Source organism: Planomonospora sp. ID67723 (assembly GCF_015711605.1).
Classification (GTDB): Bacteria; Actinomycetota; Actinomycetes; order Streptosporangiales; family Streptosporangiaceae; genus Planomonospora_A.
The window spans coordinates 571,410-589,900 of sequence record NZ_JABTEZ010000003.1 but is presented as its reverse complement, the minus strand read 5'-3'; the positions used below and the strand labels follow the sequence as shown (position 1 = coordinate 589,900).

General features: G+C 73.6%; 14 protein-coding genes. 5 read left to right on the top strand and 9 right to left on the bottom strand.

Features of this window, described 5'->3' with window-relative positions; all coding sequences use genetic code 11:
• Nucleotides 1-19: 19 nt before the first annotated feature.
• The 6 genes from HS041_RS24345 to HS041_RS24320 all read right to left on the bottom strand — a co-directional run bounded on the left by HS041_RS24345 (nucleotide 20) and on the right by HS041_RS24320 (nucleotide 5,677).
• On the bottom strand, nucleotides 20-505 hold the full coding sequence (locus HS041_RS24345) for a (2Fe-2S)-binding protein (RefSeq protein WP_196443118.1): 486 nt from the start codon (nucleotides 503-505) through the stop codon (nucleotides 20-22).
• On the bottom strand, nucleotides 498-1,367 hold the full coding sequence (locus HS041_RS24340; protein WP_196443117.1) for an FAD binding domain-containing protein: 870 nt from the start codon (nucleotides 1,365-1,367) through the stop codon (nucleotides 498-500). Before HS041_RS24340 ends, HS041_RS24345 begins: the two co-directional genes overlap by 8 nt.
• Nucleotides 1,364-2,728, bottom strand: coding sequence for a uracil-xanthine permease family protein (locus HS041_RS24335; RefSeq protein WP_196443116.1), 1,365 nt, complete (start codon nucleotides 2,726-2,728; stop codon nucleotides 1,364-1,366). Before HS041_RS24335 ends, HS041_RS24340 begins: the two co-directional genes overlap by 4 nt.
• Before the next feature lie 237 nt (nucleotides 2,729-2,965).
• On the bottom strand, nucleotides 2,966-3,613 hold the full coding sequence (locus HS041_RS24330; protein ID WP_196443115.1) for an NYN domain-containing protein: 648 nt from the start codon (nucleotides 3,611-3,613) through the stop codon (nucleotides 2,966-2,968).
• Nucleotides 3,614-3,788: 175 nt separating this feature from the next.
• Nucleotides 3,789-4,010, bottom strand: a complete 222-nt coding sequence (locus HS041_RS24325; RefSeq protein WP_196443114.1) for an RNA-binding S4 domain-containing protein — start codon at nucleotides 4,008-4,010, stop codon at nucleotides 3,789-3,791.
• Nucleotides 4,011-4,114: 104 nt separating this feature from the next.
• Nucleotides 4,115-5,677 carry a PucR family transcriptional regulator gene (locus HS041_RS24320; protein ID WP_196443113.1) on the bottom strand — a complete coding sequence of 521 codons (1,563 nt, stop codon included), beginning with the start codon at nucleotides 5,675-5,677 and terminating at the stop codon, nucleotides 4,115-4,117.
• Between the two features lie 211 nt (nucleotides 5,678-5,888).
• Here HS041_RS24320 and HS041_RS24315 point away from each other — a divergent pair, with 211 nt between their 5' ends.
• From HS041_RS24315 to HS041_RS24295, 5 genes are all read left to right on the top strand, one after another.
• Nucleotides 5,889-6,689: an oxamate carbamoyltransferase subunit AllH family protein gene (locus HS041_RS24315; RefSeq protein ID WP_230879578.1), complete on the top strand. Its 801-nt coding sequence runs from the start codon at nucleotides 5,889-5,891 to the stop codon at nucleotides 6,687-6,689.
• Nucleotides 6,686-8,113, top strand: coding sequence for an AllF/FdrA family protein (locus HS041_RS24310; RefSeq protein WP_196443111.1), 1,428 nt, complete (start codon nucleotides 6,686-6,688; stop codon nucleotides 8,111-8,113). Before HS041_RS24315 ends, HS041_RS24310 begins: the two co-directional genes overlap by 4 nt.
• Nucleotides 8,114-8,180: 67 nt before the next feature.
• Nucleotides 8,181-9,575 carry a YlbE family protein gene (locus HS041_RS24305; protein WP_196443110.1) on the top strand — a complete coding sequence of 465 codons (1,395 nt, stop codon included), beginning with the start codon at nucleotides 8,181-8,183 and terminating at the stop codon, nucleotides 9,573-9,575.
• A 308-nt stretch (nucleotides 9,576-9,883) separates the two neighbouring features.
• Nucleotides 9,884-11,950 (top strand): serine/threonine-protein kinase, encoded by a 2,067-nt coding sequence (locus HS041_RS38610; protein WP_307845444.1) that lies wholly within the window; start codon nucleotides 9,884-9,886, stop codon nucleotides 11,948-11,950.
• Nucleotides 11,951-12,023: 73 nt separating this feature from the next.
• A complete protein-coding gene (locus tag HS041_RS24295; protein ID WP_196443109.1) occupies nucleotides 12,024-13,448 on the top strand; it encodes an MFS transporter in 1,425 nt (474 codons plus the stop codon).
• Between the two features lie 37 nt (nucleotides 13,449-13,485).
• Here the strand turns inward: HS041_RS24295 and HS041_RS24290 are convergent, their stop codons facing one another.
• The 3 genes from HS041_RS24290 to HS041_RS24280 are packed head-to-tail and all read right to left on the bottom strand — an operon-like array spanning nucleotide 13,486 to nucleotide 18,399.
• Entirely contained in the window at nucleotides 13,486-15,159 is a 1,674-nt protein-coding gene (locus HS041_RS24290; RefSeq protein ID WP_196443108.1) for a bifunctional 3'-5' exonuclease/DNA polymerase, read from the bottom strand.
• A 35-nt stretch (nucleotides 15,160-15,194) separates the two neighbouring features.
• Nucleotides 15,195-16,703: a metallophosphoesterase family protein gene (locus tag HS041_RS24285; RefSeq protein ID WP_196443107.1), complete on the bottom strand. Its 1,509-nt coding sequence runs from the start codon at nucleotides 16,701-16,703 to the stop codon at nucleotides 15,195-15,197.
• Nucleotides 16,704-16,758: 55 nt separating this feature from the next.
• On the bottom strand, nucleotides 16,759-18,399 hold the full coding sequence (locus HS041_RS24280; protein WP_196443106.1) for a serine/threonine-protein kinase: 1,641 nt from the start codon (nucleotides 18,397-18,399) through the stop codon (nucleotides 16,759-16,761).
• Nucleotides 18,400-18,491 lie beyond the last annotated feature (92 nt).

The following is an 18,491-nucleotide window of genomic DNA, read 5'->3' as shown; positions in this document are numbered from 1 at the left end:
CAGCGTTCGCCCATGGTGGTCACGACTCCTCCGCCATGATCTCGGCCGCGCGGTGCACGGCCTTGACGATGTTCTGGTAACCGGTGCACCGGCACAGGTTCCCGGAGATGCCCTCCAGCACCTCCTCCTCGGTCGGCGCCGGGTTCTCCCGCAGCAGCGCGGTGACCGTGCACAGGAAGCCCGGGGTGCAGAACCCGCACTGCAGGCCGTGGCACTCGGCGAAGGCCCGCTGCACCGGTGACATCCGCTCGCCGTCGGCGAGCCCCTCCACCGTGGTGATCTCGCGGCCGTCCACGGTGACCGCGAACGTCAGGCAGGAACGGACCGGCTCGCCGTCCAGCAGCACCGTGCAGCACCCGCACACCCCGTGCTCGCACCCGACGTGGGTGCCGGTCAGCCCCAGGTCGTGCCGGAGGCAGTCCGACAGCAGCCGCCGCCCCGGCACCTCGGCCCGCCGGAGCGTGCCGTTGACGACCAGCGTGATCTCGTGGGCCTGCTCAGGCATTCAGGGCCTCCCTGGCCGCGTCGCGGAGCGCCCGCTCGGCGAGGACGCCGATCAGGTGCCGCCGGTAGGCGGCGGTCGCGTGGATGTCGTCCTCCGGCTCGGCCCGGTCCTGTACGGCCCGCGCCGCGGCGGCCCAGTCGGCGGAGGCGGGCGGCCGGTGCCCGCACACGCCGGTGACGTCGGCGAGCACCGGGACCGGGCCCGCGCTCACGCACGCCACCCGCGCGGCGGTGATCCGCAGGTCCTCGTCCAGGCCGACCAGGGCCGCGATCCCGGCCAGGGCGTAGTCGCCGTGCCGCCTGGCCACCTCGCGGAAGGCCGTTCCCGAGCGCGGGGGCAGCGCCGGGAAGAAGGCGGAGACGGCCAGCTCGCCGGGACCGGCCGCCGACTCCAGCGGGCCGGTGAAGAACTCCCCCGCCGGGACGTCCCGGGTGCCGCCGCGCCGCGCCAGCCGTACCGAACCGCCGAGCAGCGCCAGCACCGCGGGCAGCTCGGCGGCCGGGTCGGCGTGGACCAGGCTGCCGACGACGGTGCCGCGGTTGCGGATCACCGGGTGGGCCACCAGCCGCAGCGCCTGGCGGAGCAGGGGCTGGGCGGCGGCCACCGGCTCGGAGCGCTCCACCCGGGCGTGGCGGGCCAGCGCCCCGACCCGGACCCCGCCCGGCTCCACCTCGACGGCGGCCAGCCCGGCCAGCCGGTTGATGTCGACCAGGTGCGCCGGGGCGGCCAGCCGCATGTTCAGCAGCGGGATGAGGCTCTGGCCGCCCGCGAGCACCTTGCCGTCCTCCCCGGTCCCGGCGAGGACGTCGAGGGCCTCGCCCAGAGAGCCGGGAGCGTGGTAGGTGAAGGGGGGTGGCTTCAACCGGTCACCTCTCGTTTGGGATGGCTCTCTCGTCCGGGCCCGCTCTCGCGGCGCGAGACGGCCCGGAGCAGGTGGTAGCCGCCGAGCACCACGATGGTGCCGAGCGCGATCCCGGAGAGCGTGAAGTCCTTGGTGATCGTCATGTCGATCGGGCCGATGGCCATGATGATGCCCGCGCCGACGGGCACCATGTTCACCGGGTCGGCGAAGTCGACCCGGTTCTCGATCCAGATCTTGGCGCCCAGCAGGCCGATCATCCCGTAGAGGATGACGGTGACGCCGCCCAGCACGCCGTTCGGCGTGGCCGCGACCAGCGCGCCGAACTTCGGGCACAGGCCGAACAGGATCGCGATGACGCCCGCGATGTAGTAGGCGAGGGTGGAGTAGACCCGGGTCGCCGCCATGACGCCGATGTTCTCCGCGTAGGTGGTGGTCGGCGAGCCGCCCACGGCGCTGGCGATCACGGTGCCGACGCCGTCGCCCACCAGCGCCCTGCCCACGTAGGGGTCGGAGTCGGTGCCGGTCATCTCGCCGACGGCCTTGACGTGCCCGATGTTCTCCGCGATGAGCGCGATGACCGCGGGCAGCACGAGCAGGATCGCCGAGGCCTTGAAGTCGGTGGGCAGGTGGAAGTCCGGCAGGCCGATCCAGTCGGCCTCGGCCACCTTGTCGAAGCTGACCCGCGGGTGGGTGTCGACCCGGCCGGTGGAGCCGTTGAACGCGGTGATGTCGCCGAAGATCCGGTCCGCCGCCCAGGAGAGGACGAAGCCCACCACCAGGCCGATCAGGATGCCGATCCGGCCGATGAACCCCTTGAACAGCACGATCACCATGAAGGTGACGAGCATCGTGATGAGGGCGATCCACTGGTCGGCCGGCCAGTAGAACCGGGCCACCACGTAGGCCAGGCCGAAGCCGATCAGCATGACCACCGCGCCGGTGACCACCGGGGGGAAGATCCGGTGGATGACCTGCACGCCCATCCGGTGGATGGCGTAGCCGACCAGGGCGAGCACCGCCCCCGCCACCAGGATCGCGCTGGTGACCGTCGCGTCGTCGCCGCCGCCCGCGCGGATGGCCGCGACCGCCCCGACGAACGAGGCCGAGGTGCCGAGATAGCTGGGGATCTTCCCGTTCACGATGAGCAGGAAGATGATCGTCGTGACTCCCGACATCATGATCGCGACGTTGGGGTCGAGTCCCATGACGACGGGGAAGACGAAGGTCGCGCCGAACATCGCGATGACGTGCTGCGCCCCGAACCCGACCATGCGCGGCCAGGACAGGCGTTCTGAGGGCTTGACGACCTCCCCCGGCGCGAGGGTGCGACCGTCTCCGTGTTTCGTCCAACCTGCAACCATCAAGCCCACCTTTCCCGGGCCGTCGGTCGGTGGCCGCCCCGCAGGCTCCCTCCGGCGGATCACTTTCTGCCTTGCGGGCACATTAGGACCGCGAACCCGGCCTCACACCGTCATGATCTGCCAAAACTGGCCTGCCGACCAGAGAATCCCTTGCGCACCGCCGGCGATGACGCCCGGTGAGGGATGAGCGTCTTCTTCCCCGTTCACCACCCGTGACACGCCGGGGCCCGGCGGGGATCAGCTCCAGTGGGACGGCCTGCGGTAAGAGCTTCCGTCCCCGCCGCGGACGACGTCCGGCAGCTGGCACCGGCGGATGACCGCCTCGCCGAGGGGGAACCAGGCGTCGGAGACCCCCCTCAGGCGGTCGGAGCTCTTGCCCGGCGGGAACACGGTGACGATCCGCGTCTTCGTGCCGCGGTGCGCGTCGATCTCCCGGATGGTGTGGACGGCGGCGCACAGGTCGGAGTCGGCCGAGATCAGCAGGACGACGTCGACCCGGTCGAGCGCGACGTCGGCGACCATGGCCGTGGCGATCGCGACGTCGGTCTGCTTCTCCTCGTAGGTCCGCCAGCAGGCCCCGCAGTCGCGGCACCGCATCCGCTTCTCCTGGAACCTGCCCAGCACCACCTTCAGGGCGCCGCCGCACTCCAGGGCCGCGAGGTATCTCCGCTGCCGGGTCACCGCGCCGGGGTCGCGCCGCACCGGCGCGGTGAAGTAGCGCACCGCCTCGAGGACCTGGTCCTCCCGGAGGAGGCGGGCGGCCAGCCCGGCGAGATCGAGCCAGAGGTAGCGGCGCCCGCCCAGCCGCCGCAGGGAGTAGTAGAGGTTGTAGCCGTCGACGTAGACGCCAGCCCGAGCCGGCCCGCCAGTCGGTTTGTCGCGCATGGCCACCGTCTCCTAGCATGGAGTCAATCACGCCGGGGGCTACTCCCCCTGGCTCTACGGCCCCTCCGGGGGCCGTTTCTTTTTCGACCACCAGTTCGAATAAGAATAGCGAACGAAGGGCGATCAATCCACTACCGCCCGTAATCAACCTCCGGCTCGAACGACGCGGGCGGGTCTAGCCCCCCGGGGCGACGACGCGGATCTCGAAGCCGTCGCCGGTGACGACCTGACCGGCGCGGATCTTGCAGGTCTTGCGGAGCTCGACCCGACCGTCGACCATGACGTTCCCGTCGGCGATGAAGTGCTTGGCCTGGCCGCCGGTGTCGGTGACGGCGCAGTACTTCAGCAGGTCGCACAGGGGGATGTAGTCGGTTTCCAGCTCAAAGGTCTCGTTCACGCCCCACAGCTTAGGACGCCCGGTCAGCCGGCCGCCCGCGGACGCCGGGCCCGCCTCCGGGGCCCGGCCGCCCGGGATCGGCCGCCGGGACGCGGTCGCCGGGCTCAGATGCCGCGCATGCGCAGGACGTGCAGCGCCAGGGTCAGATTGAGCCGCAGGTGGGCGTCCTCGGTGAAGTTGCCGAGCAGGCGCTCCAGCTTGCCGATGCGGTAACGCAGGGTGTTGTAGTGGAAGTGCAGCCGCCGGGCCGTCTCGGCGACGTTGAGGTTGGTCTCCAGCAGCACCTGGAGGGTGCGGCGCAGGTCGGCGTTGTCGGCGTCGTCGTCGGAGGCGAGCGGGCCGAGGGTCTCGCGGACGAAAGCGTGCAGCTCGCCGGTGTCGCTGACCAGGGAGAGCAGGCGGTAGACGCCGAGCTGGTCGAAGTGGGCGACCGCGCCGGGTCCGTGCAGCTGGCGGCCGACCCTGGCCGCCTTCAGCGCCTGGCCGTACGCCTCGGGGATGGCCTCGGCCCCGGTGGCCGTACGGCTTGCGCCGGTGGAGAAGGTCGCGGGCAGGCACTCGGCGAAGGCCGCGGCGGCGTCCCTGGCCAGCCGGGCGGTGTCGGAATCGGCGTCCACGACGGCGACCACCTCGTGGGAGAAGCCCGCCACCGCGCCGCGCGGGTCGTGGCGGCGCAGTGCCGCGCTCCAGCAGGTCACCAGGCGGTCCTGGGCGGTCCGCTCGTCGCCGTCCGGGTCGAGCTCGGCCACCAGGACGGTGACCGGGCGCTCCAGGTTCCAGCCGAAGGCCCTGGCCCGGGAGGCGATCCGCTCGGAGCCGCCCGCCCTGCCGGTGAGCACGTCCCGCAGGAAGTCGGCCCGGTACTTGCTCTCGACCGCGTTGACCGCCTCCTGCCGGGTGACCACGAGCGCCGCGACCGTGGCGGCACGTTCCAGGATGCCGACGTCCCGCTCGTCGATCGCCCCGGCGGGGCCGTAGGCGACGATCCGGCCGTGGTGGTGGCCGCCCGCGACGACGGGGACGACGGTGCGGCGGTCGTCGGGGGCACCGCCCAGCGCGGCCACGTACTCGGCGGGCCCGGCCGAGGCCAGCGTCTGGCCGGCGTCGTCGAGGACGGCCACGGCCACGTCGAGCAGCCCGGCCACCTCGGCGGTCACCTCGTGCAGCCCTCCCCCGGCCAGCACGATCGCCACCAGGGCCCGGTGCGCCTCCTCCGCCCGGGCCAGCACCGCGGCCTGCCGGTTGAGGATGTCGGTGAGGACCTGGTTGAGGATGTCGTCGAAGCCGACGTCGTCGGGGAGCTGGATCAGCGGGAACCCGAGCCTGTCGGCCTGCTCCACCATCTCGTCCGGCAGCTCGTCCAGGTAGCGGCCGAGCTTGATGGCGAGCGCGGCCAGACCCCGCTCGTCGAGATCGGTCACGAGCCGGTCGAGCGACTGCGGCGTGTTGCGCAGCGGGTAGCCCGTGGTGAGCAGCAGCTCGTGCGGTTTGACCCAGGCGAGGATGTCGGGGACCTCCATCACGTTGAGCCGCTGCACGATGCGGTCCAGCCCCCGCTCCCCCGCGATCAGCCGGGCTCCGGCCAGCGTCGAGGCACCGAGGACCTCACCGACGGAGACGCCGTGAGTGATCGTCCCGGTGCTGGCCAGACGTACAGGGGGTTCCATGAGGCGATTGTGACCGATGCACCTGTCTGTCAGGAAGAGCCAACCTTTGGACGTACTGTTGGCAGCTTTCTCCGTACGGTGGTGATCGAGTGCCGTTCTACCGTCGGGCCATGGATGGTGAGGTCCGATGACGGTTGGCACGCGCCCGAGAGCGCCGCGGACGCATCCGCGAACGCAGACGACCGGCGCGGCCAGTGCGGCCCTGCGCCCGATGCTCGAGTCGCCCCGCCGTCCCGCGCGGGTGCTGGCGGCCTTCCCCGCCGGGGTCTACCTGGAGGTCCGCGCGGAGCTCGAACCGCACGTGATCGCGGTGGTCACCGGGGAGGCCACCCGGCTGCCCAACGCGGTGGTCCTCGGCGACCGCCTGCCGCGGGTCGCCGTGGGAGACGAGGCCTCGGTCGGGGACGGCGCGATCGAGTTCGGCCCGCTCAGCCTGCGGGCCCACCGCTGGTGGGACCCGGCCCCGCCGCTCGGCCCGGTGGACCCGGCGCAACTGGCGCGCTCGCTGCCCGCCCTGACCGGGCTGTGCGACCGGTCTCCCCGGCGTCCCGGGCTGGAGGGCAACGGCGCCGCCGCGCTGCTGGCCGAGGGGTGCGCCGAGGCCTCACTGCTGAACAGCATCATGGCCGCCGAACAGCTCGTCGGCCTGGGTCCCGGGCTCACCCCGAGCGGCGACGACGTGCTCGCCGGGTTGCTGGTGGCGCTGCGCCACCTGGGCGCGGCGGCCGGAGCGGGCCGCGCGGTCTGGCTGGCCGACTGGCTGGCCGCCGCGGTGACCTTCGACGCCCGGAGCAGGACCACCCCCATCTCGGCGACGCTGCTGCACTGTGCGGCGCGGGGCGAGGCCAGCGGAGAGGTCCTGGCCGTCCTGCGCGCCCTGGCCGGGCGGCAGTCGCTGGAGCCCGTGCTGCACCGGCTGCTCCAGCTCGGCCACACCTCCGGCGCCGACCTGGCGTGGGGGCTGCGCATCGGCCTCGCCGCCGTCCTCGACCTCGGAGGCTGGGAGAAGTGAGCGACGATCTGGTCCAGGTGCGCACCGGGGTGTACCACGACTCGGTGAGCCTGATGCGGGTCAGCCAGGCGCTCTCCGGGCTGCCCGGGGTGGAGGTCGCCGTGGTGGCCATGGCCACCGAGCTCAACCTCGGCATCGCCGCCGAGCTGGGCTTCGCCCTCCCCGGCGCCGGCCCGGCGGACCTCCTGGTCGCGCTGCGCGCCGGCGACGGGACCGCCGTCGCCCGGGCCGCCGCCGAGCTCGACCGTCTCCTGGCGGACCTCTCCCTCCGGACGGCGGGCCCGGCCGCCGCCGAGCACCCGCCGCGCACCGTCCGTTCCGCCCTCAGGGCCGTCGCCGGGGCGGGAGCCGGGAGCGCCGCCGGCGAGGAACGGTCGGCGCTGGTCCTGATCTCGGTTCCCGGCCCGCACGCGTTCGCCGAGGCGCTGGACGCGATCGAGGCGGGCCACTCCGTCATGATCTTCAGTGACAACGTGCCCGTCGAGCAGGAGGTCCTGCTCAAGCGCCGGGCCGGGGAGCTCGGAGTGCTGGTCATGGGCCCCGACTGCGGCACCGCCGTGATCGGCGGGGCGGGTCTCGGATTCGCCAACGTCCTCCGGCCGGGACCGGTCGGGGTGGTGGCGGCCTCGGGGACCGGCGCGCAGCAGGTGACCTGCCTGCTGGACCTGGCGGGCGTGGGGGTCAGCCACGTGCTGGGCGTCGGCGGGCGCGACCTCTCCGCCGAGGTGGGCGGGATCTCCACACTCCGTGCCCTGGACGCGCTCGACGCCGATCCCGCGACCGAGCTGATCGTCCTGATCTCCAAGCCCGCCGCGCCGGAGACCGCGCAGGCCGTCCGGGAGGCGGTGGAGAAGCTCGCCACTCCCGTGGTGACCTCCTTCCTCGGTTCCGGGGACGACATGACCGCCGCGGCGGAGACCGTCCTGCGGGCGCTGGGGAAGGCGGTCCCCGAATGGCCGTCGTGGCCCGCCGCCGGTGGCCCGCCGCGCCGGGCGGCCGGCCGGCCGGGACGGCTGCGCGGGATCTACTCGGGCGGCACGCTCTGCACCGAGGCCCGGCTGACCGCCGGGGCCGGGGAGTTCACCGACTACGGCGACGACGCCTACACCCGGGGCCGCGCCCACCCGATGATCGACCCGTCGCTCCGGCTGGAGGCCCTGTCGGCGGCGGCCCCCGGTGACGTCGTCCTGCTCGACGTGGTGCTCGGCCACGGCGCCGACCCCGACCCCGCCGCACGGCTCGCGCCCGCGATCGCCGCCGCCGTCTCGCGGGGCGTGCCCGTGGTCGCCGCCCTCGTCGGCTCCGAGGGCGACCCCCAGGGACTCGGCGCCCAGGCCGAGGCGCTGCGCGCGGCCGGGGCGGACGTGTTCGCCTCCAACGCGCAGGCCGCCCGGCACGCGGCCGTCCTGGCGGGTGCCCGTTGACCCGCGGCCCCGGGCAGGACCCGCCGGGAACGCCCCGGGCCCGTCCTCTCCCTCTCAGGAGCCTTCGATGACGTTGTCCATGCTCTCCGGCGAGCCCCGCGTGATCACGGCCGGGGCGGACGTGCTCGGCCAGGCGCTGGACGCGCAGGCCGTACCGCGCGTGGCGGTGGACTGGCGCCCGCCGATGCCCGGCACCGAGGACGACCTGGCCCGGGTGCTGGCCGATCCCCGCAGGACCGCCGCCAACGCCCGGGCCGCGGGCAGGCTGGTCTCCGCCCGCCCGCAGCTCGTCGCGGTACGGCCCGCGCACGAGGTGCTGGACCTGCCTCCGGGCACGTTCCTGCACGCCGGGCCGCCGATCGAGTGGGAACGCGCCTCGGGACCGATGCGCGGCGCGCTGATCGGCGCGATGCTGCTGGAGGGCCTGGCCTCCGACGCGCGGGAGGCGGAGGACCGGTTGGCCGCCGGGCGGGCCCGGCTGGAGCCCTGCCACCACCACCGGACGGTGGGACCGATGGCGGGCGTGGTCAGCCCGTCGATGTGGATGTTCGAGGTGCGCGACGCCGAGCACGGGGGCACCGCCTACTGCTCGCTCAACGAGGGGCTCGGCAAGGTGCTGCGCTACGGCGCCTACGGGCCCGAGGTGATCGGCCGGCTGCGCTGGATGGACGAGGTGCTCGGCCCCGCCCTGCGGGCCGCCCTGGAGCTGACCGGCCCACTGGATCTGCGGGCGCTGATCGCGCAGGCCCTGCAGATGGGCGACGAACTGCACAACCGCAACCGCGCCGCGACCTCGCTCCTGGTGCGCGAGCTGGCACCGGGACTGGTGGAGGCCGCCCCCGCCCGCGCGGCCGAGGTGCTGCGCTTCGCGGCCGGCAACGACCACTTCTTCCTCAACGCGGGCATGGCCGCGTGCAAGGTGAGCGCGGACGCGGCCAGGGACGTGCCGGGCTCCACCATGGTCGTCGCGATGGCGCGCAACGGCACCGACTTCGGGATCCAGGTCTCCGGTCTCGGCGGGCGCTGGTTCACCGGCCCGGCGGGGGTGCCGGACGGGCTCTACCTCGGCGCGTACGGCCCGGCGGACGCCAACCCCGACATCGGCGACTCGACGATCACCGAGACGGCGGGGCTGGGCGGCTTCGCGATGGCGGCGGCCCCGGCGATCGTCAGGTTCGTCGGGGGCGACGTCTCCGAGGCCACCGCGGCCACCCGGTCGATGTACGAGATCACCCTCGCCGAGCATCCGGCCTACCAGATCCCCGGTCTCGGCTTCCGGGGCACGCCGGTCGGCGTGGACGTGACGCTGGTGGCCAGGACCGGCGTGCTGCCCACGGTGAACACCGGCATCGCGGGCCGGGTCGCGGGCACCGGGCAGGTGGGCGCGGGCCTGGTCACCCCGCCTGCCTCGGCGTTCACCGAGGCGCTGGCCGCGCTGGCACGGGCCGTACCGGTCGGGTAAGTGATCGTTTCCGATAAAGCGCGGCCGGCCCGGGAGGGCGTCCGCGGCGCTCAGCGTCCGCCCATGTCAGAGGCGGCCCGGCGGCCGTCGTCACACAAAGAACATCAGCCTCTGACAAATATCCTGCAACGCTTTCTCCATGCCCCAGCTTCCATTACCGAATGTGAGCCATATATCGTGTTCAACCTCACAAATAGGGCTGGACATGGGGGCGGGGTATGTCGGCGGACCGCTTGATCGGCAAGGTACCCCCTGGACCGGAAGGTGCGAACATCACGGGGACCGCACCGGAGGGACAGGGAAGACTGGTGGGCAGGCGCTACCGCCTGATGTCGCCGGTCGGCCGGGGCGGCATGGGCATGGTCTGGCACGCGCACGACGTGCTGCTCGACCGGGACGTCGCGGTCAAGGAGCTGATCCTTCCCTACGGCCTGGACCACGCCGGCAAGCAGGTGGCGCACCGGCGCATGATGCGCGAGGCGCGCTCGGCGGCCCGGATCAGCCATCCGGGGATCGTGACCGTCCACGACGTCGTCGAGGAGGACGGACGTCCCTGGATCGTGATGGAGCTCGTCCGCGCCTGGTCTCTGGAGCAGGCCGTACGGCAGAGCGGGCCGCTGCCGGTGGCCCAGGCCGCCGAGATCGGCATCAGGGTCCTGGACGCGCTGCGCCACGCGCACGCCGCCGGGATCCTGCACCGCGACATCAAGCCGGGCAACGTGCTGCTCACCGCCGACCGGGTGGTACTCACCGACTTCGGCATCGCCGCCATCGAGGGTGACGTCACGATCACCCAGACCGGCCTGCTGATGGGCTCTCCGGCCTACATCCCGCCGGAGCGGCTCTCCGGCCAGCCGATCACTCAGGCCGCCGACCTGTGGTCCTTCGGCGCCACCCTGTACGCGGCGGTCGAGGGCCGCCCGCCGTACGAGGGACCCGACGCGATGGCCGTCCTCGGCGCGATCCTCACCCAGGAGCCCGCCCGGCCGCTGCGCGCCGGGGCGCTGGCGGGCATCATCGAAGGGCTGCTCCGCAAGAACCCCGCGGACCGGATCTCCGCGGCCCAGGTCTCCGACATGCTGGAGCAGGTGCTGCGCAGCCACGGCTCCAACACCCCGAACCGGGGGCCCAACTCCCAGGTGCCCACGGTGATGCCGGTCCCCGGCAACTCCATGCCGATGCACCTCATGCCGCCGCTGGACCCGCCGTCCGGCCCGATGCCCTCCCGGATCATCGAGACCCCCTCGGGCCCGGTGCGCGTGCCGTACGACCCGCAGAGCAGCGTCTCCGGCGGCCACCCCGTGGGCTACGACGCGCTGTCCAGCCCGTCGGGAGCGCACCGCACCGACCTGCTGTCCACCTCCGGGCAGGTGGCCGACGTCCCGCACATCCCCTCCGGCGGGCACCGGCGCGGCTACGACGCGCTGCGCAGCACCTCCGCCGAGCTGGGCCGGGCCGCCGGTCCCGGCGCCTCGGGGGACCCGTTCGGGACGAACGGCGCGGATCCGTTCGGCACCGCCGGCGCCGACCCGTTCGACCCGATGCGCAGCTTCGACCCGCTGCGCAGCGCCTCCGGCGAGATCTCCCCGAACGCGACCGCCCGGCCCGCCGCGGCCCCCGGCACCCCGGCACCGATCCTCCCCCCCACTGCCTCCGCCCGCGAGGCTCTGGACACCGGGCCCCGGCGGGCCGGGAGGTTCCGGGATACCGCGACCTCCGAGAGCCGCAGGAGCGCGCGCCGCAGGAGCTCCTCCGGCGAGGACTGGATGCGCGACGGGCGCCCGACCCCGCGCCTGCTCCTGGTGACCGGGATCGGGGCGGTGGGCGTGGTCGTCGCCGCGCTGCTGATCCTGCTGCCCGGCGACTCGTCCGCCCCCGAGACCGGCACGTCGGCACCGGCGATCTCCGCACCCGCCGACCCCGTGCCGTCCTCGCGCAGGGACGGCGTGATCCCCAAGGGGTTCAGGAAGCTGAGCGGAGGCGGCATCTCGGGCGCGGTGCCCGACAACTGGACGGTGAAGGCGAGCGACGACGGCACCGTCACCTTCTCCGGGCCGAAGAGCGGCGGCCGGAGCATCGTCGTCACCGAGGTGCCGGTCGCCGACCCGGTGGCCGCGCTCGGCAAGGTCGACAAGGCGGGCCTGGAGGAGTACACCGAGGTCGGCGTGGCCCCGGTCTCCTACGGCGGATGGAAGGCCGCGGACTGGGAGTACACCTACGTCGACGGCGTCGTGCCGATGCACGGGCTGACCCGTTACGTGGCGGTGAACGGCGAGAGCGCCTACCAGATCGCGGTCCGGGTGAAGGACATCGACTGGGAGAAGAGCGCCGGGCTGATCGAGGCGTTCTTCGGCACCTTCGACCCCACGCCCTGACGGCGCGGCCCGAGGGGGGGTTATACCGGTACCCCGCATGGGTTGTGATCACGGGTGATGGCAGACTTCACGCATGACCGCGACCCAGGCGAACACTGATTTGTCCCCCATGAGTGCTCCAGCCGTGACCGCCGTGCAGCGGCGGACCCTGGGTGTTCTGACCGCCGCGCAGATCACCAGCGGGATGGGGGTCGCCGTGGGGTTCACGCTCAGCTCGGTGGTGGTCACCAAGCTCTCCGGCTCGGAGGCGATCGGCGGACTGGCCGGCACCGCGACCGTGCTCGGCGCCGCGCTGTTCGCGCTGCCCACGGCCAAGGCCGCCGGCAGGGGAGGGCGGCGGACCGGGCTGACCCTGGCCTACACCTGCGCGATTCTCGGCTGCCTGATCACGGTGCTCGCCATCACCGCCGGGTCCTGGCCGCTGCTGCTGGCCGGGCTGGTGCTGTTCGGCAGCGGCAGCGCGGGCAACCTGGCCTCGCGCTACTCGGCCACGGACCTCTCCCCGCCCGGCCACTCCGCCCGCCACCTGTCGTGGGTGGTGTGGGCGGCCACGATCGGCTCGGTCGCCGGGCCCAACCTCGCCGGTCCCGCCGACGGCCTCGGCCGGCGGTTCGGCCTGGCCGACTACACCGGCCCGTTCGTCCTGGCCCTGCTGGCCTTCGCCCTCGCCCTGGGCATCATCATGATCGGCATGCGTCCCGACCCACTGGTCCTGGCCCGCTCGATCACCGGTTCCGGGCCCGGCAGGGTCCCCCGGAGCGGCGCCGCCCCCGGGACCGGTGCCGCTCCGGACGACGGCGCCGCGGTGGACGACGGCGCCGCGGCGGTCCCGGCGGCCGACCTCAAGGGCACGGAGCCGGCCGTCGCCCCGGAGGACGGGAGCCCGCTGGGCCCTGTGAAGACCGGAACTGCGAAGGCCGAGGGCGCGCTGCGCGCCGCGTGGCGCTCGCTGCGCGAGTCCCCCGCCGCGCTGCGCGCGCTCGCCGCGATCGCGGTCAGCCACACCGCCATGGTGTCGATCATGTCGATGACCCCGATCCACCTCGACCACCACGGCGCGGGCGTCACGGTCATCGGCCTGGTGATCAGCCTCCACGTCGTCGGCATGTACGTGCTCTCCCCGGTGGTCGGCTGGCTGGCCGACCGGATCGGCCGGGTCCAGGTGCTGGTGCTCGGCATGGCGCTGCTGCTCGCCGCCGCCGTCCTGGCCGGTACGGCGGGCGAGCACGGCGTGCCGCAGGTGACCGCCGGGCTGGTGCTGCTCGGACTCGGCTGGTCCTGCGGCCTGGTCTCCGGATCGGCGATGCTCACCGAGTCGGTGCCGCTGGAGCGGCGCCCCGCCGTGCAGGGGCTGTCGGACCTGGTGATGAACGCCTGCGGCGCGACCGGCACGGTGGCGGCCGGGGTGATCGTGGAGACTCTGTCCTACGGCACCCTCGGCACGGCCGTGGCCGTCATGGTGACGGCCGCCGGCGTCTGGCTGGTCCTGCGCCGCTGACCGCCGCCCGGCCCCGCCCCGCCGGCCCGGCACGGCATCACTTGGCGTCGGCGTAGCAGCGCACCACGGCGGTCTCCATCGGGAAGCGGACCGGGGTCGGGCCGAACAGCAGCCGGCTCGCCTCCTCGGCGGCCCGGCCGACCGCTGCGACCACCTCGTCCGCCTGCTCGGCCGGGCAGTGCACCATCACCTCGTCGTGCTGGAAGAACACCAGCCGGGCAGGGTCGGGCAGCAGCCCGCGCAGCACCGCCATCAGGGCGAGCGCCCACTCGGCGGCGGTCGCCTGCACCACGAAGTTGCGGGTGAAGCGCCCCCGGTCGCGGGCCGCCCGGCCGCCCTCGGGACCGGAGACCAGCTCCCTCCAGCGGGCCGAGGGCGGCGGGCAGGTGCGGCCCAGCCAGGAGCGGACCAGCTTGCCCTCCTCCCCCGCCCGGGCCGCGTCCTCCACGAACCGGTAGGCGGCGGGAAAGCGCTGGCGCATCACGGCCAGCAGCTTGGGGGCGTCCCCGCTGGTCCCGCCGTACATCGCCGAGAGCATGGCGATCTTCGCATGGTCGCGCTCGCCGCCGAACGCCTGGGCGAGCGCCCGGTAGAGGTCGGCCTGCCCCGCCGCCCGGGCCAGCCCGCCGTCCCCGGCCATCGCCGCCAGCACCCGGGGTTCGAGCTGGGCGGCGTCGGCGACCACCAGCGTCCAGCCCTCGTCGGCCACGACGGCCCTGCGCATGGCCCTGTGGATCTGCAGCGCGCCGCCCCCGCTGGTCGCCCACCTGCCGGTCACCACGCCGGCCACGACGAACTCCGGGCGGAAGCGGTCGTCGCGGACCCACTGATCGGCCCAGGCCCAGCCGTGGAAGCTGTGGAACCTGGCCAGCTCCTTGTAGGCCAGCAGCGGCGCGACACCGGGATGGTCGAGCCGCCGCAGCTCGTGGGCCCTGGTCGAGGAGAGGGTCAGGCCGGCGGACTTGAAGGCCTTGATGATCTGTTGCGAGGAGTCGGGGTTGAACGCCGTGCCGAAGGCGGCCGCGACCTGGTCGGCCAGCGCCTGAAGCTTGGCCGGGCGCATGCCGTGCACCGGGCGCGGGCCGAGCATCTCGGCCAGCAGCGCGTCGTGCTCGGCCCTCCGCCAGGGCATGCCGTCGTGGCCCATCTCCGCGGCGATCAGCGCCCCGGCCGACTCGGCCGCGACCAGCAGCCGGAACCGGTGCGGGTCGGGCAGCGCCCCGATCCGCCGGAGCTGGTCGGCGTGGACCTCCCCGGCCTGCTCCGCGCCCAGCGGGTCGGGCTCCTCCTCGAACAGCGTGGCCTGCCGCGCCTCGGGCGCGTGGTGGTCCTGCGGGACCGGCAGGCCGTGCAGCCGGGCGTAGGCCGCCCGGGCCGAACGGGGCTCGCCGTAACGGCCTTCGTACGCCAGGAGCAGGCCCTCGGTCAGTGCGAGGTCGTGGCAGCGCGAGAGCCGTACCCCTCGGGCGAGCAGGGCGGGATAGACCTCCCCCGTGTCGGCCCAGACCCAGCGCGGCGGCCCCGCGCCGTTCGCACCGCTGCTCACGCCGCCGTTCGCGCCCCCGTCGGCCTCATCGCGCTCCGGACCCGCCCCGCCGCCGGCCTCCAGCTCCCGCACGGCCGCCGCCAGGTCCGTGACGGCCACGGCCCCGCGCCCGCCGGGCCGCAGCAGGCCGCCTCCGTCGGCCCCCGGCACGACCACCACGTTCATGGCCCCAGCGTGCCACGGGCCACCGACGGTTTCGATCAGGCGAGCGGGATGCAGACCTCGTCTTCGAGCGGGGGTTCGATCTCCTGGGGCAGGCAGCCCGTCGCGGCGAAGCAGCGGATCCGCAGGGTCTCCGGCGTCACCGCCACGTGCAGGAAGCTCTTGAAGAACGGCGGCTCGTCCCAGTCGGACAACTCCGACAGGTAGCGGTGGAAGACCTTGTCCACCGGCAGCCGGAGCGGCAGCGGCCAGGCGCCGAGCAACCGCGCCGCCCACCGCATCCGCCGGGTGATCCGCACCCCGGCGATCGGCCGCGGCGGGGTGTTGCCGACGCGCCTGGACATCAGGCACAGGGCCTCGTCCGGCGTGAGGTAGAGCCAGCGCATGCGCAGCCGCCGGCTGTAGAGCTTGCTGTAGAACGACAACGAGTCGCCGCGGAGCGGGTAGCACTTGTAGTCGTCCTCGGCCACGCCGCCGACGGTGATCCTGGGGATGGTGTGGGTGGCGTGGGTGAACGCCCCGGACCCTCCCGCCACGATGTACTGGATCGTCCGGTCGCCGACCCTGACCGGGAAGCGCTGGTAGTTGTGCACGTCGCCGCCGATGGCCGCGACGTAGTTGTGCCGGGGGTCGCGCACGACGTCGTCGATCGTGCCGCCGCCCTCCAGCTTCGACGGCTTGTACTCGTTGCGGGTGTAGATGGGCTTGCCGGTGATCAGCACCTTCGGCCGGGGGTCGCGCGAGACCTCCCTGAGCCAGTTGGCCTGCTCGCGGTCGAGGTCGCCGCGGATGCCGGTGTCCACACCCACGATGAGCAGGCCCGGGGTCTCCATCGCCCAGTACGGCCCCGGCTGGACGGCCCGCTGCCCGGGCAGCGACCGGCGCTCGCGCGCCCTGGACAGCCGCGCCTCGTCGATCTCCTCGGGCTTGCGCCAGAGCAGCCCGCGCAGTCCCGACGGCGAGAGCTTGAACCCCTCCTCGCGGGCCTTCAGCGCCTCGGCGTCGCAGAAGACGCGCATGAAGCCGCCGAGCCCGTCGTACCAGTCGTGGTTGCCGGGGATCGCGTAGATCGGCGCCCGGTAGTCCTGGTACGGGCGGAAGAACTTGTCGTCGTACTCGTTGCCGGAGCCGGTGGGGTAGATGACGTCGCTGGCGATGACCGCGAAGTCGGTGTCATCTCCGATCTTGAGCATGCCGGGGACCACGGCGTACTGCGAGGCGTCGCCCTCCCCCGTGTCGCCCAGGACCAGGAAGGAGAACTCCTCCCCGACGTCCATCGGGATCCGGAAGGAGGGGTCGATGCCCCGGTCCCGCTGCGACCCGACCCAGCGTGCCCGGACCTGCCCCGACGGGTCGCCGAACAGCCCGGCGAGGATCTCGTTGCGGGAGCGCCAGAGCGTGCGCAGGTTGAGCCAGGAGAACGACTCCCGGTGCGGCCGCAGGTCCTTGAACGTGCCGATCTCGACGCAGTCCCAGCCCGCCCCCTCCTCGGAGACCCGGGAGGAGACCTCACGCCCGCGCTCCGCTGCCTGCCCGACATCCACCATGGTCAGTATTCTGGCCGCGATTCCGCGATCATGCGGCTGTTCCGGGGGGTGTCGCTCATGGAAGTCGGCCGATCCGGAAGTCGTCGAAGTACACGCGGGTGTCCTGGTCGGCTCCGGTCCACTTGCTGGCGGAGAGCCCGAACTTGGGTTTCCCCTTGGCGCCGGCGGCCTCCTCGTCCACGACCTCGGCCACCGGCGCGTCGCCCGCCCACAGGGCCACCCTCACCTGATCGCCGCCCCGCTCGCACTCGGCCCGCAGCACCGCCCCGTTCTTCTTGAAATCCGGCACCACGGTGTCGGCCGTCAGGTCCAGGGAGGTCGTCTCGGTGACCTTGCGGATGCGCGCGCGCCCGTCGGGACGGGCCTCGGCGATGTAGTAGGAGAAGTGCTTGTCGTCGAGCCTGTACTCGCAGAAGACCCCGCCCCACGCGCTGTGCGGGGTCCCGGCCGCGATATCGATCTTGGCGCTGACCAGGGCGTGCTCGGGAGACTCGGCGTTGACCGGCGCGGCACCGAGCCGCGAGTACTCCGTGGAGTCGGTGGAGATCGTATAGCGGCCGTCCCCGGTGTACCCCTGCCGCGTGTCCACCCGGGTGCCGTCGCTGTACCAGCCGGACGTGTCGTTGCCGAAGTCGTCCTGGTAGAGCACGTCGGTGATCTCGGGCGGTCCCTCCGACAGCGCCCGGACGCCGAGCACCCCGGCCGCCGCCAGCAGCAGCGCCCCGCCCACCGCGCCGCCCACCAGGTACGGCCGCCGCGGGAGGCGGGAGCGCCCGGCGGGCTCCTCTCCCGCGGCCACGCGGGCGGTCGGCGCGACCAGGCCGGAGAGGTCGAGCCGGACCGTGCCCGCCACCCTGACGGTGTCCGCCGCCTCCTTCTGCCCGACCAGCCCCGACAGCAGGTCCATGGCCGACGGCCGGGCCAGCGGGTCCTTGTCCAGGGCCGCCTCGACCAGGCCGCGCAGGTCCGGGTCGAGACCGTCCAGGTTCGGGGTGTCGTGGACCACGCGGTAGAGCGCCTCCGGCACGGTCCTGGAGGCGAACGGCGAGGCGCCGGTCGCGGCGGCGGCCACCACGCAGCCCCACGCGAAGACGTCGGCGGGCGGGCCCGACCTGCTCTCGGAGACCAGTTCCGGCGCCATGTACTCCGGGGTGCCGAGGATCTTGCCGGTGACGGTCTGCCCCCGGCCCGCGTCCAGGGCGCGGGCGATGCCGAAGTCGATCACCCGCGGGCCGAGCGGGGAGAGCAGCACGTTGGCGGGTTTGAGGTCGCGGTGGACCACCCCCGCGCCGTGGATGGCGGTGAGCGCCGCCGCCACCCCGACCGCCAGGGCCTCCAGGTTGGACCCGGTCAGCGGCCCCTGCTCGCGCAGCAGCCGGGCCAGATCGGGACCGGCGACGTACTCGGTGACCACCCAGAGCGGCTCGCCCTCCAGTCTGGCGTCGAGCACCGGAGCGGTGCAGAAGCGGCTGACCCTGCGCGCCGCGGCCACTTCGCTCCGGAAGCGCGCCACGAACTCGGGGTCGGCGGCCAGGTGGCGGTTGATCACCTTGATCGCCACGGGGCCCGAGGGACCTTCGCCGAGATAGACCGTGCCCATGCCGCCCCGGCCGAGACGCCCGGCGACGCGGTAGGGGCCGAGCTCGACCGGGTCGGCGGATTCCAGGGCGAGGACCGGGGGAAGTCCGTATGCCATCACAGCGGACGATCCTAGGTTGGAACGATCATCTGATGGAACGAGAAATCTGATTACACGGCAAATCACGGCAATTTCCGGGCACGGCGTGC

What these genes read in the sequence shown, in the direction of transcription:
- HS041_RS24315 (WP_230879578.1), top strand. Translation starts at nt 5,889, where the DNA reads ATGCTCGAGTCGCCCCGCCGTCCCGCGCGGGTGCTGGCGGCCTTCCCC.
- HS041_RS24285 (WP_196443107.1), bottom strand. Translation starts at nt 16,703, where the DNA reads ATGGTGGATGTCGGGCAGGCAGCGGAGCGCGGGCGTGAGGTCTCCTCC.
- HS041_RS24335 (WP_196443116.1), bottom strand. Translation starts at nt 2,728, where the DNA reads ATGGTTGCAGGTTGGACGAAACACGGAGACGGTCGCACCCTCGCGCCG.
- HS041_RS24345 (WP_196443118.1), bottom strand. Translation starts at nt 505, where the DNA reads ATGCCTGAGCAGGCCCACGAGATCACGCTGGTCGTCAACGGCACGCTC.
- HS041_RS24330 (WP_196443115.1), bottom strand. Translation starts at nt 3,613, where the DNA reads ATGCGCGACAAACCGACTGGCGGGCCGGCTCGGGCTGGCGTCTACGTC.
- HS041_RS24305 (WP_196443110.1), top strand. Translation starts at nt 8,181, where the DNA reads ATGACGTTGTCCATGCTCTCCGGCGAGCCCCGCGTGATCACGGCCGGG.
- HS041_RS24290 (WP_196443108.1), bottom strand. Translation starts at nt 15,159, where the DNA reads ATGAACGTGGTGGTCGTGCCGGGGGCCGACGGAGGCGGCCTGCTGCGG.
- HS041_RS24280 (WP_196443106.1), bottom strand. Translation starts at nt 18,399, where the DNA reads ATGGCATACGGACTTCCCCCGGTCCTCGCCCTGGAATCCGCCGACCCG.
- HS041_RS24295 (WP_196443109.1), top strand. Translation starts at nt 12,024, where the DNA reads ATGACCGCGACCCAGGCGAACACTGATTTGTCCCCCATGAGTGCTCCA.
- HS041_RS24320 (WP_196443113.1), bottom strand. Translation starts at nt 5,677, where the DNA reads ATGGAACCCCCTGTACGTCTGGCCAGCACCGGGACGATCACTCACGGC.